Here is a 15,367-nt window from a genome sequence, read left to right as displayed (position 1 = left end):
TCCACGTCATGCGCGAACTGCAATCAACAACAGAGCGTGACGCTTGCACAAAAAGACAATCTCAAAAAGGGAGACCCGGAATGCCTATTGCTACCAGCAGACTCGCCATTGCCTCGGCCGCGTTCATTGCGTTCGCAGCCACCAGCAACGGCGCGCTCGCTCAAAAAAAATACGACAGCGGTGCCACCGATACTGAAATCAAGATCGGCAACATCATGCCCTATAGCGGCCCTGCATCCGCCTATGGCGTGATCGGCAAGACCGAAGAGGCCTACTTCAAGAAGATCAACGCCGAAGGCGGCATCAACGGCCGCAAGATCACCTTCATCAGCTATGACGATACCTACTCACCGCCGAAGACCGTCGAGCAGGCCCGCAAGCTGGTCGAGAGCGACGAAGTGCTGCTGGTATTCAATCCGCTCGGTACTCCGCCGAATTCGGCGATCCAGAAATATCTGAACAGCAAGAAGGTGCCGCAGCTGTTCGTCGCCACCGGCGCCACCAAGTGGAACGATCCAAAGAACTTCCCCTGGACCATGGGATGGCAGCCCAACTATCAGAGCGAAACGCAGATCTACGCGAAATACATCCTGAAGGAGAAGCCGAACGCCAAGATCGCCGTGCTGTATCAGAACGACGACTACGGCAAGGACTATCTGAAGGGATTCAAGGACGGGCTCGGCGCCAAGGCCGCATCGATGATCGTCATCGAGGAGAGCTATGAAGTCTCCGAACCGACGATCGATTCCCACATCGTCAAGATGAAGTCGACCGGCGCCGACGTGTTCATCAACATCACCACGCCGAAATTCGCGGCGCAGGCGATCAAGAAGAACGCCGAAATCGGCTGGAAGCCGCTGCACTTCCTCAACAACGTCTCGGCCTCGATCGGCAGCGTCATCAAGCCGGCCGGCATGGAAAACGCGCAGGACATTATCTCGTCGCAATACCTGAAGGATCCGACGGATGCGCAGTGGAAGGACGATCCCGGCATGAAGGCCTGGAACGCGTTCCTGGACAAGTATTATCCGGAGGCCAACCGCGCCGATGCGTCGGTGATCTTCGGCTATACCGTCGCCCAGGGTCTGGTGCATGTGTTGAAGGCTTGCGGCGACGATCTCACGCGCGAGAACGTCATGAAGCAGGCGGCCAACATCAAGAACCTCGAACTCGAAGGCTTGCTGCCGGGCATCAAGGTCAACACCTCGCCCACCGACTTTGCGCCGATCTCGCAGGTGCAACTGATCAAGTTCAAGGGCGAGACCTGGGAACGCTTCGGCGAAATCCTCTCCGGCGACGTCGGCGGCTAGAGCCGTTCCGATTAAGTCGGAACGGCTCTAGATTCTTGGTTTGACGCGTTTTCTTGACGCGAACCGGTGGCCACTTCGCTGGAAAACGCTCTAGTTATTCCAAATGCCGATCGGCCCATTGCGGCCTCAAGCGCCCCCGCGGCCCGCCCGCGGGGGTTTTCTTTTGCGGCGATTGGATGGATAACCGGTCTTCCATTCGCGATCTCTGGCTTGCCGTGAACCGATGACCGACCGACGTCCCCTCCTGCGTGCGATCTTCGATGCGGCCGTCGCAGCCGCCCATCCCGATGTGGTGCTGTCGGCGCATTTGCCTCCCGCACCCAGGGGCCGCGTGATTTGCCTCGCCGCCGGCAAGGGCGCCGCTGCCATGGCCGCGTCCGCCGAGCGATACTATCTCGATACGCTCGCGCTCGACCCGGAGCGCCTCACCGGCATTGCCACCACGCGGCACGGCCACGGCGTGCCGACGCGGCGGATCAGGGTCGTCGAAGCCGGCCATCCCGTGCCCGACGAAGCCGGGCTGAAAGCGGCCGACGACACGCTGCGTCTCGCGGCCGAGGCAACCGCCGACGACCTGTTGCTGGTGCTGCTGTCGGGCGGCGGCTCGGCGAACTGGATCGCCCCGGTCGAGGGCGTTTCATTCGCGCAGAAGCAGCAGGTGAACCGCGCGCTGCTGCGTTCCGGCGCGCCGATCGGCGAGATGAATATCGTCCGCAAGCATTTGTCGCGCATCAAGGGCGGCCGGCTGGCCCGCGCAGGCCACCGCGCCGCCGAAATCGTCACGCTGGCGATCTCCGACGTGCCGCACGACGATCCGTCCGCGATCGCGTCCGGGCCGACGGTGCCGGATCCGACCACGCTGGCGGACGCCCGCGCGCTGGTCGCGAAGTACAATCTCGCCGTCGACGATGCGGTTCGGCGTGCGCTGGACGACCCGAAAAACGAGAGCTGCAAGCCCGGCGATCCCGCGTTCACGCGCGCGCGGTTCGAACTGATCGCGCGGCCGAAGGCCTCGCTCGATGCGGCGATCAGGATCGCACAGGATGCGGGCTACGCCATCATCGGTCTCGGCGCCGACCTCGAAGGCGAGGCACGCGAGGTCGCTGCCGCTCACGTCCAACTGGCGCTGAAAGCGCGCAGCGAAGGCAAGCGCACCGCGATCCTGTCGGGCGGCGAACTCACGGTGACCGTGCGCGGCAATGGCCGCGGCGGCCCCAACCAGGAATATGCGCTGGCGCTGGCGGACCTCTTGAAAGAGATACCGGACATTTGCGCGCTGGCCGGCGATACCGACGGCGCCGATGGCGGCGCCGGCAGCGCGAGCGATCCCGCCGGGGCCGTGATCGACCAGACCACATTTGCGAAGATGAAATCGCTTGGTCTCGATCCCAGGGCCTATCTGGACAACAACGACGCCACCGCCTTCTTTGTGGCAACGGGCGATCTGCTGCTGACCGGTCCGACGCTCACCAATGTCAACGACGTCAGGGTGATCCTGGTCGATTGAATTTGGGCCGTGGTCCTTCGATTTGATATCCGCCCAGGCCGATGGCATTAACGTTTTGTTGAGGACGTTCGCGGGAATGCACGAACAATTGCCGCCTCTCAAAGCTGCAATTCACCAGCCTCGTCCTTAATAGGACCCTCCTTATTGCCGGGGTGCCGCAAATCGCGGCAGGGGAACACGGGAAATGGTGCATTCTTTTGCGGGACCTATCCGTCCCGAGCCCGCTCACTTGAGTGCGCGGCTCGAGGAGGCGATCAATCATCTGTCGCTTGGAATTGTCGTCTTCGATGAGAAGCGGAAAGTCGTCTTCTGCAATAGACGTTACGCGGAGATGTACGGGCTTTCGCCGGAACAGGTGAAGCCGGGCACGCCGACCAGCGAACTGATCCGGCACCGGCTGAAGCTCGGCCTGAAGGTGGCGGTGGCGCCGGATGATTACGTTCGCGCCCGCGTCGGACAGAACATCGCGCTCGACACCACGTTTCAGGAGTTCACCGACGGGCGGATCATCGCCTACACGGTCTACCCGATGCCCGGCGGCGGCGGGATGTCGACCCACGAGGACATCACCGAGCGCGAAGAACTCCATGCCCGCCTGAAGACCCAGTACGAGCTGGGAAAGGAGCAGGAAGAGGCGCTGCGGATACGAAACTTCCAGTTCGACACCGCGATCAACAACATGTCGCAGGGGCTGTGCTTCTTCGATGCCGACCACCGCCTGATCGTGTGCAACGACCGCTTCGTCGAGATGTACGACATCCCGTTCGGCCGCGTCGGACCCGGCACGCCGCTGACGGACATCGTCGACCTTCGCTTTGAAGCCGGCAGCTTCCCCGCGATGACCCGGGATGAATATCTCCATTGGCGTACCAATGTGGCGGTTTCCAACGTCGCCAAAGACAGCATCGTCGAACTGCAGAACGGACGCACCTTCAAGATCCGCCATCGGCCGATGCCCGGCGGCGGCTGGGTCGCCACGCACGAGGACATCACCGAGCAGCGGCAATCCGAGGTCAAGATCGAATACATGGCCCACCATGATTCGCTCACCGAACTCGCCAACCGGGTGCTGCTCAACGAACGGCTCGAACACGCCATGGGCCGCGAGGAAACGGTCGCGGTTCATCACCTCGATCTTGATCAGTTCAAGGCCGTGAACGACACGTTTGGCCATCACGCCGGCGACAAGCTTCTGAAGATCGTCGCCGAGCGCCTGTGCGGGCTGGTTCGCGACACCGACACCATTGCGCGAATGGGTGGCGATGAGTTCGTCATCGTGCAGGCCCCGATCGCGGACCCGGCCGACGCAACGTCGCTGGCGCAGCGCGTCATCGGCCTTTTGAGCGAACCCTACGACCTTGATGGTCACCAGGCCGTGATCGGCGCCAGCATCGGCATCTCGGTCGGACCCGGCGACGGCAACAGCCCCGACAAGCTGTTGCGGAGTGCAGACCTCGCGCTGTACCGCGCCAAGGGCGACGGGCGCGGCACGTTTCGCTTCTTTGAGCCGGTGATGGATCTGCAGATGCAGACGCGCCGCGTCATGGAGCAGGATTTGCGCAAGGCGCTGCCGGCGGGCGAGTTCGAACTGCACTATCAGCCCGTCGTCAATCTGGCGAGCAACGAGATCAGCGGATTTGAGGCCCTGATCCGCTGGAATCATCCGACCAAGGGCTTGATTTCTCCGGCCGCGTTCATTCCGCTGGCCGAAGAGATCGGCTTCATCGTCCCGATGGGCGAATGGGTGATCCGCCAGGCCTGCACCACCGCGGCGCAATGGCCCGGCAACCTCCACATCGCCGTCAACATTTCGGCGGTGCAGTTTCGCAACCCCGGCCTGATGCAGGTGATAACAGGCGCGCTTACCGCCTCGGGACTGGACCCGGCCCGGCTGGAGATCGAAATCACCGAGACCGTGCTGCTGCACAACAAGGAAGCGACACTCGCGGTGCTGCATCAGTTGCGGGAACTCGGCATCCGGATCGCGATGGACGATTTCGGCACCGGCTATTCCTCGCTGACCTATTTGCAGAGTTTTCCGTTCGACAAGATCAAGATCGACCGCTCCTTCGTCAAGGACATCACCGAGAATTCGGGCTCGCTCAACATCGTGCGGGCGGTCGCAGCACTCGCCAATGGCATGGGCATGACGGCCACCGCCGAAGGCGTGGAGACCAAGGAACAGCTCGACAGCATCGCGTCCGAAGGATGCACGGAGATGCAGGGCTTCCTGTTCAGCAAGCCGCTTCCCGCCCGTGAGATCGAGCGGCTGTTCCTGAACGGGAATGGGGCGAAGGCAATCGCTGGACGTATCGTCGCGGCTTGATCGATCCACCGCCGTCATTCCGGGGCGCGCGCAAGCGCGAACCTCAGATGTGCAATTGCACATCGGGGAATCTCGAGATTCCGGGTTCATCGCTGCGCGATGCCCCGGAATGACAGTGTAGCTAAAACTCGGCGGCGATCTTCGACAGCATATCGAGCAGCGCGACGCGATTGGCCGGCCCCAGCACTTCGTTGAGGCGGGCTTCATGCTTGGTGGCGACGAGCTTCTTGGCGCGCGCCAGCACCGCGCGGCCCTTGTCGGTCAGCATCAGGATGTGGGAACGGCGGTCGTTGGTCGAACGCATCCGCGTGCAGAGATCGCGGCTTTCCAGCGCGTCGAGCATCGCCACGAAATTCGGCCGGAGGATGCCGAGCGTATTGGCGATCTCGGTCTGGTTGCGGCCGGGATTCTTGTCGAGCAGCAGCAGCACCGAGAATTGCGCCGGCGTCAGCTGCAGCGGCGCGACGCAGCGCAGGAAGTCCTCGAACACCCTCAGCTGCGCGCGCTTCAGCGAATAGCCGAGCAGGTCGGACAATTCGCCCATTTGCAGGGCGGCATTCTCCGCAGCGCCGTCGACCGCTTCCTTGCCGTGGGCGCGGGAAGGCTTGACGGCGTCAGTGGCCGCCTTGGAAACTGTCATCGCAGGGGGCTCGCAATCCCGATAAAAAGGTCCGCCAGTGGTCCGGGCCTTGAGGTTATGTTTGATAATTGTTATAGACTATATCAAATGTCGGCTTCTTTCAACTGCCGATATCGGACCGCCGGCTAGCCCTTAAGGGTCGAGACCGGCGCGACGCGTGAGGGGGAGCGCCAGTCTTGAACACGACGATCATGCTGTTCCTGCTGCAGGACGGCATCACCAATGGCGCGATCTATGCGTTGCTCGGGCTTGCGCTGGTGCTGGTGTTTGCCGTCACGCGCGTGATCCTGATCCCGCAGGGCGAATTCGTTACCTTCGGCGCGCTGAGCTACGCCATGCTGGCGACCGGTCAGGTGCCGGGCACGGCGCGGCTGGCGGTCGCGATGGGCGTCGTCGCCTTCGGCCTCGATCTGTATGCGGCACGGCGCTCGCTCCGTCTCAAGCTGGTGGCGCGCTCGGTACTGCTCAACATCGTGCTGCCGGTGGCGATCCTGGCGCTGACCTACGCCCTGGCCGGTCCCAAAACACCGATTGCTATCAATATCGCGTTGTCGCTGCTGATCGTCGCGGCGATCGGGCTGTTTCTTTATCGCATCGCCTTTCAGCCGCTCGCGCACACCTCGGTGCTGGTGCTGCTGATCGCTTCGGTCGGCTGCCACCTCGCGCTGCAGGGCCTTGGCCTCGTGTTCTTCGGCGCCGAAGGCCTGCGCGGACCTGCGCTGTCGAATGCGGCGTTCACGGTGGGACCGCTGCGCTTCACCGGCCAGAGCATCGCCGTCTACGGCCTGACCATCGCCTTCATCATCGCGCTGTGGCTGTTCTTCGGCTTCACGCTGATGGGCAAGGCGCTGCGCGCCACCGCCGTCAATCGCCTCGGCGCCCGCCTCGTCGGCATCCGGACCACGTTGTCGGGACAGATCGCCTTCCTGCTCGCCTCCGTGATCGGCGCGATTTCGGGAATCCTGATCGTGCCGATCACGACGCTCTATTACGACACCGGCTTCCTGATTGGCCTGAAGGGCTTCATCGCCGCCATCATCGGCGGGCTGGTGAGCTATCCGCTGACGGCGGTCGCCGCCCTGGTGGTCGGCAGCGTCGAGGCCTTCTCCTCGTTCTACGCCAGTAACTTCAAGGAGGTCATCGTCTTCACGCTGATCCTTCCCGTGCTGGTGCTGCGTTCGCTCGCAGCCCCCGCGGTCGAGGAAGAGAAGGACTGACGGCGATGACGCAACGGCTTCCCCTCATCATCTTCGCGATCGTCATGGCGGTGATCCCGTTCATCCCGGGCATACCGCCGTTCTGGATCGTGCTGCTGGACAATATCGGCCTTGCCGCACTGGTTGCGATGGGGCTCGTGCTGCTGACCGGCGTCGGCGGCCTCACCTCGTTCGGCCAAGCGGCGTTTTGCGGCTTCGGCGCCTACACCACCGCGGTGCTGACCACCGCCTACGGCGTGTCGCCATGGCTGACGCTGCCGCTCTCGCTGCTCGTCAGCGGCATCGCGGCGGTCCTGCTCGGCATCGTCACGGTGCGGCTGTCCGGCCATTATCTACCGCTGGGCACCATCGCCTGGGGCATCGGGCTGTTTTATCTGTTCAGCAAGCTCGAATTCCTCGGCCGCAATGACGGCATTTCCGGCATTCCACCGCTGAGCATCGGCGGCTTCCGGATGCTCGATCCCGGCACGATCTATTTCGCCATCTGGATCGCCGTGCTGCTCTCGGCGTTGCTGACCATGAACCTGCTGGATTCCCGCACCGGCCGCGCCATCCGCGCGCTGCGCCGCGGGCATATCGCCGGCGAAGCGTTCGGCGTGCAGACGCCGCGCGCCAAGCTTCTGGTGTTCATCTATGCGGCGATGCTGGCCGGGCTTTCCGGCTGGCTCTATGCGCACTTCCAGCGCGCCGCCAACCCGACGCCGTTCGGCGCACAGGCCGGCATCGAATATCTGTTCATCGCCGTCGTCGGTGGCGCCGGCTATGTCTGGGGCGCGGTGCTCGGCGCCGGCATCGTGGTGATCCTCAAGGAGATCCTGCAGAGCTACCTGCCGTATATTTTCGGCGGCCAGAGCCAGCTTGAGACCATCGTGTTCGGCATCCTGCTGGTCGTGCTGCTGCAGCTGGCGCCCACCGGGGTGTGGCCCTGGCTGATGTCGAGGTTGCCATTCAAGCCGGCCCGCAAGATCCCTGACACCTCGCTCGAGCTGCCTGCGCGGGTGCGGGCGCCGTCGACACCTTCGGTGCTGCTGCATATCGACAAGGCGCGCAAGCAATTCGGCGGCGTCATCGCCGTCAACGATGTCAGCTTCGACGTCGGGGCGCGTGAGATCGTTGCCCTGATCGGCCCCAACGGCGCCGGCAAGAGCACGACCTTCAACCTGATCACGGGGGTTTTGACGTCGACCGGCGGCGCGATCTCGGTGCTCGGCACCAAGGTCGACAACGCGCCGCCGCAGGAAGTCGTCAAGCTCGGCGTCAGCAGAACCTTCCAGCACGTCAAGCTGGTGCCCGACATGACCGTGCTCGAGAACGTCGCGATCGGCGCGCATCTGCGCGGCCATGCCGGCGCGATCTCCAGCATGTTCCGGCTCGACCGATCAGATGAAGCCCGATTGCTGGCGGAAGCCGCGCGCCAGATCGAGCGCGTCGGCCTCGGCGACCAGATCGACCAGCTGGCGGGAAGCCTGTCGCTCGGCCAGCAGCGCATCGTCGAAATCGCGCGCGCGCTGTGCGTCGATCCGCTGCTGCTGCTGCTCGACGAGCCCGCCGCGGGCCTCCGCCACATGGAGAAGCAGCGGCTCGCCGCATTGCTGCGCCAGTTGCGTGACGGCGGCATGTCGGTGCTTCTGGTCGAGCACGACATGGGTTTTGTGATGGATCTGGCCGACCGGATCGTGGTGCTCGACTTCGGCACCAAGATCGCCGAGGGCACGCCGGCTGATATCAAGACCAACCCCGACGTGATCAAGGCCTATCTCGGAGCCACCACATGAGCGCGCTGTTGAGGGTGAGCGATGCGCATGTCGCCTATGGCAAGGTCGAGGCGGTGCGCTCGGTATCGCTCGAAGTCGCCGACAACGAGATCGTCACCATCATCGGCGCCAACGGCGCCGGCAAGACGACGCTGCTTAACGCCATCATGGGCATCCTGCCGCTCACGGGATCGGCGGCTTTCGCCGGCGCGGACATGGCTTCCCTCGACATCGAGGACCGCGTCGCTGTTGGACTGAGCCTCGTGCCCGAGCACCGCGAATTGTTCGGCACCATGAACGTTGAGGACAATCTGCAGCTCGGCGCGTTCCGGATTCCGAAGGCGATTGCGGCGAGATCGTTCGAGCGGGTCTATGCGCTGTTTCCGCGGCTGAAGGAGCGGCGCAAGCAGCTCGCCGGCACGCTCTCCGGCGGCGAGCAGCAGATGCTGGCGATGGGCCGCGCGCTGATGGGCGCCCCGAAACTGTTGATGCTGGACGAGCCGAGCCTCGGCCTCGCACCGATCATCGTCGCCGACATCTTCCGCACCATCGGCGAGTTACGAGCGGCCGGTGTCTCGGTGCTGCTGGTCGAACAGAACGCGCAAGCCGCGCTCAAGATCGCCGACCGCGCCTACGTGATGGAGCTCGGCGAATTCGTCCTGAGCGGCCCCGCCAGCGACATCGCCACCAACGCGCGCGTCGCAGCGAGCTATCTCGGCTTCACGCACGAGGGCGAGAGCGCGATTTAGCTCTAGCACTGAACCCAACGACGTCATGCCCGGGCTTGACCCGGGCATCCACGTCTATCTTTTGCGACCAAGACGTGGATGGCCGGGACAAGCCCGGCCATGACGGATCGAGTTGAGACTCACTTCGCCGGAACGTACTTTCCGTTGTTCACGGTCAGGATGATGCGGGAGCGGTCATCCAGGCCGTAGCGGTCTTTTTCGGTGAAGTTGTAGACGCCCTGGCTGGCGGCGATGTCGCGTTCGGTCAGCAGGGCCTGACGGATGCCTTCACGGAATTCCGGCGTGCCCGGCTTGCCGGCCTTCAGGGCCGGCGGAATGACGCGCTTGAGGACTTCAAAGGCGTCGTAGGAATGGCCGGCGAACTGGCTGCGGCTGTTGGCGCCGTACTTGGCTTCATAGGCGGCGTTGAGCGCGAGACCCGGCTTCTTGGTCAGTGCGCTGTCGGGCTGGGTTTCCGGCGACATCACCGGACCGGAAGACATGATCACGCCTTCCGCCGCCGCACCCGCAATACGGATGAAGTCCATGCTGGCGGCGCCGTGGGTCTGATAGATCAGGCCCTTGTAGCCACGCTCACGCAGCGCGGCCTGCGGCAAGGCCGCGGCGGTGCCGGAGCCGCCGACGAGGACCGCATCGGGATTGGCGGCGAGCAGCTTCAGCACCTGGCCGGTGACCGACGTATCGGTACGGGCATAACGCTCTTCAGTCGCCAGGGCTATGCCCATCGGAACGGCCTGGGCCTTGAAATCATTGAACCAGAGGTCGCCGTAGGAATCCGAGTAACCGATGTAACCGACGGTCTTGATGCCGTGGGCCTTCATGTGCTCGTACAGCACCTTGCCCATGATCGGGATCGGCTGCGGCATCGCGACCGACCATTTCATGCGCGCCTCGTTGATCGGCAGCGGCGCCAGCGCGAAATGCGGAATGCCGGCTTCGTTGGCGACGGTGGAGACGGCAATCGTCGGCGGCGTGGTCGACGAACCCATGATGATGTCGGCCTTGGATTCGGTGACGAAGCGCCGCGCGTTGGTGGTGGCGGCGGTCGGATCGCCGCCATCGTCAAGCACGATCAGTTTCAGCGGCACGCCGCCGATTTCCTTCGGCACGAATTCCAGCGCATTGCGCTCGGGAATGCCAAGGGCCGCGGCCGGGCCGGTGGTGACGATGGTGATGCCGATGACGATTTCATTGGCTTGCGCCAACGCGGGCACGGCCGGCAGCGCCAGCGACGCCGCAATCACGGCAGCGGACAGATAAAACTTCTTCATTCATTCCTCCCTTGGATATTGTTTTAATTTTAGATCAAAAATTGGTCGCCAATTCAGCCCCTTCTTTAGGTGATGCAACGCGCCAAGTCAGCTAACAAGTCAGCCATCTATGCCTCAGCCCCGCATGAACCGCTCGATGATCTCCGGCGGCATCGGAGCCGATTTCAGCCGCGCGGGATCGTCCGGATGCTTGCCGACCAGCACGCGGGTCTCGAACGCCTCGATCGCCAGCGCTTCACCCTTGAACACGTTGTGGACCACCTCGAAGCTGGAGCGCTTGAAACTCTCGATCCGGCTTTCGATCCTGATCCAGTCGCCATGGGTCGACGGAATGTGGAATTTCGCCCGCGTATCGACCATGGGAATGCCGACGAGGCCGTATTTGTGGATGATGTCCTGTTTCGAAAAGCCGGCCGCCTCGAACATGATCGAGGTCGAATCGTCGAACATCGCGAAATAGCGCGGGTAGTAGACGATGTTGGCGGGGTCGCAATCGCCCCACTGGATCTGCACGTCGCGCCGGTTAACGAACATTGGATATCCCTAGAGCCTCATGACGTTGAATTGTACAGGTCCAGCAATTGACACCGGGGTTAGCGGATAGAGCCCCTCACCCCGACCCTCTCCCCGCAAGTGCGGGGCGAGGGAGAAGTAAACGGACCATACTTAGCGCGGGGCCATGCGGAGCGCGGCATCGAGCCGCACCACTTCGCCGTTCAGGTAAGGGTTGTCGATCATATGCAGCGCCAGCGAGGCAAACTCGTCGGCCTGCCCGAGCCGGCGCGGGAACGGGATCGAGGCGGCGAGCGAGTCCTGCGCCTCCTGCGGCAAATTGGCCAGCAGCGGCGTGAGGAACAGGCCGGGCGCGATGGTCAGCACGCGAATGCCGAACTGCGCCAGCTCGCGCGCGATCGGCAGCGTCATCGCGACAATGCCGCCCTTGGAAGCCGAGTAGGCTGATTGCCCGATCTGGCCGTCATAGGCCGCGACCGAGGCGGTCGAGATCACGACGCCGCGTTCGCCTGACTCAAGCGGCTCCAGCTTCGACATGCCTGCTGTCGCGAGCCGCAGCATGTTGAACGAGCCGATCAGATTGACCCTAATCACGCGGTCGAAATCGGTGAGCGCCATCGGGCCTTCCTTGCCGATCACGCGCTTGGCGACGCCGATCCCGGCGCAATTGACCAGCACGCGAGCCGGGCCATGTGCCTTCGCGGCGGCGGCGACCGCCGCTTCTGCCGAGGCGGCGTCCGAGACGTCGCAGACAACGGCGACGCCGCCGATTTCGGCGGCGACGGTTTCAGCGAGCTTGGCGTTGAGGTCGCACACCGCGACCTTGGCGCCCTGCGCGGCAAGCCGGCGCGCGGTGGCGGCGCCCAATCCGGATGCGCCACCGGTGACGATGGCCGCCTGGTCCTTCAACTGCATTGTGTTTCTCCCTGGTAGAATCTTCTCGAAGTTAGGTTTCTGGAGTTCATTTCAGCGTGATGACCTGCGCCGGCGGCGCCGGTGAATAGATCTGCTCGATCAGCGCGCTGCGATGCTCGATCACCGCGCGCTGGTTGATGGAGCCCTTGTCGGTGACTTCGCCGCGATCGATCGACAGCGGCGCATCGAACAGCACCGCGCGCGTGATCCGGGTCGACGAGCCCGTGGCATCCGCCAGCAGCTTCTGGAACCGCTCGCGGAACGCCGCGCGGATCAGCGGATCGGATGCCGCTGCCGCGAGGTCGTTCGCCGGAAGTTTTGGATTGATCAGACGGCAGCCGTCGAGATCGAGCATCACCAGCGCCGACAGTTCGTCGCGGTTGATGCCGGCAATCACGACGTCGCGCACCAAAGGCGCGCATGCCGCAACGAACCGCGCCCTCAAGGGACCGACGCTGACCCAGGTGCCGCTGGCGAGCTTGAAATCCTCGGCGATGCGGCCATCGAAGTCGAAGCCGGCGTCGAAATTGTCGGGATCGACCGGCTTGAGCGCGTCGCCGAACTTGTAAAAACCTTCCTCGTCGAATGCCGCGGCGGTCAGTTCGGGCTGACGCCAGTACCCCGGCGTGACGTTCGGACCCTTGGCGCGGACTTCCAGCTTGCCATTGTTGGGCAGCAATTTTGCGTCATTGCCGAGCACGGGAAGGCCGACATGACCGGAGCGGCTGGTGTCGGGACGTACCGACATGAAGAACGGCGAAGTTTCCGTGGCGCCGAGGCCGGTCAGCATCGGTATGCGAAAACCGGTCTCCTGCACCGCGAGCTCGTCGAGGCTGTTCCAGATGAACGGCGACAGCGCCGCACCGGAGAAGAACATCGCGTGCAGCCGTCCGAAGAATTTTGCGCGCAGCGCGGCATCCTCGCGCAGATAAGGCAGCAGCGATTCATAGCCTTTGGGGACGTTGAAATAGACCGTCGGCGAAATCTCCCGGAGATTACGCACAGTCTCCTCGATGCCGCCGGGCATCGGCTTGCCCTCGTCGAGATACATCGAGCCGCCGTTGAACAGCGTCAGCCCGATATTGTGGTTGCCGCCGAATGTGTGATTCCACGGCAGCCAGTCGATGATCACCGGCGGCTCGTCCATCAGGAACGCCAGCGTTTCCCGCAGCATCACCTGGTTGGCGCAGATCATCCGCTGGGTGTTGATGACGGCCTTGGGATTACCGGTGGAGCCTGACGTCAGCAGGAACTTTGCAATTGTGTCCGGGCCAATGGCATCGTGGGCCGCGTCGAGGCGCCAATGCTCCGGCGTCGCCAGCAGGTCCGACAGCAGCGTCACGTCGCGGCCGGGCACCTCGCCGCGTGTTGCTGCGATCTCTGTCCCCGGCGCAACGTTGGAGGTCAACGCATCGGCGAACTTCGTGGCGTCGTCGGCGAAGACGAGGCCGGGCGTCAACAGCTTCATCAGGAAGGCCAGCTTGCCGTAATCGCGCGACACCAGTGAATAGGCCGGCGACACCGGGCAAAAGGGAATGCCGGCATAGAGCGCGCCGAACGCCAGCAGCGCATGGTCGACCGAATTGCCTGACAGGATCACGATCGGCTTTTCCGCCGAAAGCCCGCGCGCCAGCAGCGCCGAGGCGATGCGCCGCGTCGAGGTCAGCAGTTGCGCGTAGGTGATTTTTCGCCAGCCGCCGGTCGTCGCGTCGCGCTCCGCCATGAAGACGCGTTCGGGCGCTTCCCGGGCCCAATGATGCAGGCGATCGGTGATGCGCACCGGGTAGTCGCGCAGTTTGAGCTTCGGCCGCAGATAGATGGTGCCGTCATCGCGGCGATCGACCGTGACGTCGGGATTGCCGAACGAGATCGCGCGCAGCGGATGGGTGCTGCCGCTGCGACCGGCACTTTCAATCGGGGACATGTTGGGCTTGGCGCTCATGTCAGGTCGGTTTCACTTTGGCGGTCTTGCGATCGAGAAATTCACGGATCCGGCGCTTTGCCTCCTTGTCGCTCTGCGCCACCGTGGCCATCAGCGACTCCATCAGCAGGCCGGCCTGCGGATTGGCTTCCGCGATCATCGGCAATGCCTGCAGCACCGCAAAATTGGTCAGCGGCGCATTGGCCGCAACGCGTTCGGCCAGTTCCAGCGCCTTGGGCAGCGCGCCGCCGGCCTCGGTGAGATATTGCGAGAAGCCATAGGCGGCGCCTTCGGTCGCGGAATAGACCCGGCCCGTCAGCATCATGTCGGTCATCCGCGCCACCCCGATCAGCCGCGGCAGCCGCACCGAGCCGCCGCCGCCGACGAAGATGCCGCGCTGGCCCTCGGGCAGCGCGAAATAGGCTGATGGCTCGGCGACGCGTATATGCGCGGCGCAGGCCAACTCCAGCCCGCCGCCGATCACCGCGCCCTTGAGCGCCGCAATGACAGGCACGGGGCTGTATTGAATGCGGTCGAACACCCGATGCCACATCTGCGAGTGCCGCAGGCCCTCGGTCGCATCGTGCTCGGTCAGTTCAGACAGATCGAGGCCGGAGGAGAAGTGGTCGCCGATGCCATGGATGACCACGGCGCCGGTCCCTTCGGGAAGATTGGCGAAGCAATCCTGGATCGCGAGGATGATGCCATCGTTCAGCGCATTGCGCTTGGCGGGGCGGTTGAGACCCACGGTCAGCACCGCGCCTGATTTCTCGATGGTCAGCAATCCAGCCTGGTCAGCGGTTGCGGAAGCGGCGTTTCCCATGGATTATTGTTTCCCGTCCAGAATAGTTATATTTTATAACTATTGGCGAGGGAGTCAATCCTCTAACTATTGTCGTCCCGGCGAAGGCCGGGACCCATACGCCGCGGCGCTCATGGTAGTAGAAGGTCTCTAACGCCAGCGCTCTAACGGATGGGCCGCGGCGTATGGGTCCCGGCGCAAGGCCGGGACGACAGCGGTGTTTGTAGCTGCACCGTGCACTGAACGCACTTTTACCTTCTCGCGGCGCATTGCACCCGAGCTTTGCCAGAAACTTCCCGCCCTCTCATAGAGAGGGCGCAGGGAAGACCGGGTGCGCGCTGCACCCGCGGTCTCGTGTGCGGTTAGCACAAAACAAAATGCACACGAGCATACAGGGCAGCGGAGAACACCCGGCCTTCCCTGCGCAATGGCTTTACGGCTT

12 protein-coding genes are annotated in these 15,367 nt (G+C 63.6%); 6 read left to right on the top strand and 6 right to left on the bottom strand.

What is annotated here, in order from left to right:
• Nucleotides 1-80: 80 nt before the first annotated feature.
• From JQ597_RS14680 to JQ597_RS14670, 3 genes are all read left to right on the top strand, one after another.
• Nucleotides 81-1,310: an ABC transporter substrate-binding protein gene (locus tag JQ597_RS14680; protein ID WP_212264985.1), complete on the top strand. Its 1,230-nt coding sequence runs from the start codon at nucleotides 81-83 to the stop codon at nucleotides 1,308-1,310.
• Nucleotides 1,311-1,533: 223 nt separating this feature from the next.
• Complete coding sequence (locus JQ597_RS14675) at nucleotides 1,534-2,817, top strand: glycerate kinase type-2 family protein (protein ID WP_212264984.1); 1,284 nt, start codon at nucleotides 1,534-1,536, stop codon at nucleotides 2,815-2,817.
• Nucleotides 2,818-3,046: 229 nt separating this feature from the next.
• Nucleotides 3,047-5,143 carry a sensor domain-containing protein gene (locus tag JQ597_RS14670; protein ID WP_249147869.1) on the top strand — a complete coding sequence of 699 codons (2,097 nt, stop codon included), beginning with the start codon at nucleotides 3,047-3,049 and terminating at the stop codon, nucleotides 5,141-5,143.
• A gap of 121 nt (nucleotides 5,144-5,264) precedes the next feature.
• On the opposite strand, the gene JQ597_RS14665 is transcribed toward JQ597_RS14670, so the two are convergent.
• Nucleotides 5,265-5,783, bottom strand: coding sequence for a MarR family winged helix-turn-helix transcriptional regulator (locus JQ597_RS14665; RefSeq protein ID WP_212264982.1), 519 nt, complete (start codon nucleotides 5,781-5,783; stop codon nucleotides 5,265-5,267).
• Between the two features lie 176 nt (nucleotides 5,784-5,959).
• Here JQ597_RS14665 and JQ597_RS14660 point away from each other — a divergent pair, with 176 nt between their 5' ends.
• The 3 genes from JQ597_RS14660 to JQ597_RS14650 are packed head-to-tail and all read left to right on the top strand — an operon-like array spanning nucleotide 5,960 to nucleotide 9,503.
• Nucleotides 5,960-7,000, top strand: a complete 1,041-nt coding sequence (locus JQ597_RS14660; RefSeq protein ID WP_212264981.1) for a branched-chain amino acid ABC transporter permease — start codon at nucleotides 5,960-5,962, stop codon at nucleotides 6,998-7,000.
• A gap of 5 nt (nucleotides 7,001-7,005) precedes the next feature.
• On the top strand, nucleotides 7,006-8,775 hold the full coding sequence (locus JQ597_RS14655; RefSeq protein ID WP_212264980.1) for a branched-chain amino acid ABC transporter ATP-binding protein/permease: 1,770 nt from the start codon (nucleotides 7,006-7,008) through the stop codon (nucleotides 8,773-8,775).
• Entirely contained in the window at nucleotides 8,772-9,503 is a 732-nt protein-coding gene (locus JQ597_RS14650) for an ABC transporter ATP-binding protein (protein WP_212264979.1), read from the top strand. The genes JQ597_RS14655 and JQ597_RS14650 overlap by 4 nt, the downstream gene beginning before the upstream one ends.
• 119 nt (nucleotides 9,504-9,622) lie before the next feature.
• Here the strand turns inward: JQ597_RS14650 and JQ597_RS14645 are convergent, their stop codons facing one another.
• The 5 genes from JQ597_RS14645 to JQ597_RS14625 form a co-directional block, all read right to left on the bottom strand.
• Nucleotides 9,623-10,774 (bottom strand): ABC transporter substrate-binding protein, encoded by a 1,152-nt coding sequence (locus tag JQ597_RS14645; RefSeq protein ID WP_212264978.1) that lies wholly within the window; start codon nucleotides 10,772-10,774, stop codon nucleotides 9,623-9,625.
• Nucleotides 10,775-10,888: 114 nt separating this feature from the next.
• Nucleotides 10,889-11,308: an acyl-CoA thioesterase gene (locus tag JQ597_RS14640; protein WP_212264977.1), complete on the bottom strand. Its 420-nt coding sequence runs from the start codon at nucleotides 11,306-11,308 to the stop codon at nucleotides 10,889-10,891.
• Nucleotides 11,309-11,440: 132 nt separating this feature from the next.
• Nucleotides 11,441-12,202, bottom strand: a complete 762-nt coding sequence (locus tag JQ597_RS14635; RefSeq protein ID WP_212264976.1) for an SDR family NAD(P)-dependent oxidoreductase — start codon at nucleotides 12,200-12,202, stop codon at nucleotides 11,441-11,443.
• Nucleotides 12,203-12,248: 46 nt separating this feature from the next.
• Entirely contained in the window at nucleotides 12,249-14,144 is a 1,896-nt protein-coding gene (locus JQ597_RS14630) for a feruloyl-CoA synthase (RefSeq protein ID WP_212264975.1), read from the bottom strand.
• A 1-nt stretch (nucleotide 14,145) separates the two neighbouring features.
• Nucleotides 14,146-14,946, bottom strand: coding sequence for a crotonase/enoyl-CoA hydratase family protein (locus tag JQ597_RS14625; protein ID WP_192737098.1), 801 nt, complete (start codon nucleotides 14,944-14,946; stop codon nucleotides 14,146-14,148).
• Between the last annotated feature and the right edge of the window lie 421 nt (nucleotides 14,947-15,367).

This window comes from Bradyrhizobium sp. AUGA SZCCT0177 (genome assembly GCF_018130125.1).
GTDB lineage: Bacteria > Pseudomonadota > Alphaproteobacteria > Rhizobiales > Xanthobacteraceae > Bradyrhizobium.
The sequence above is the reverse complement of the archived record's forward strand: the minus strand, read 5'-3'. Positions and strand labels throughout refer to the sequence as shown.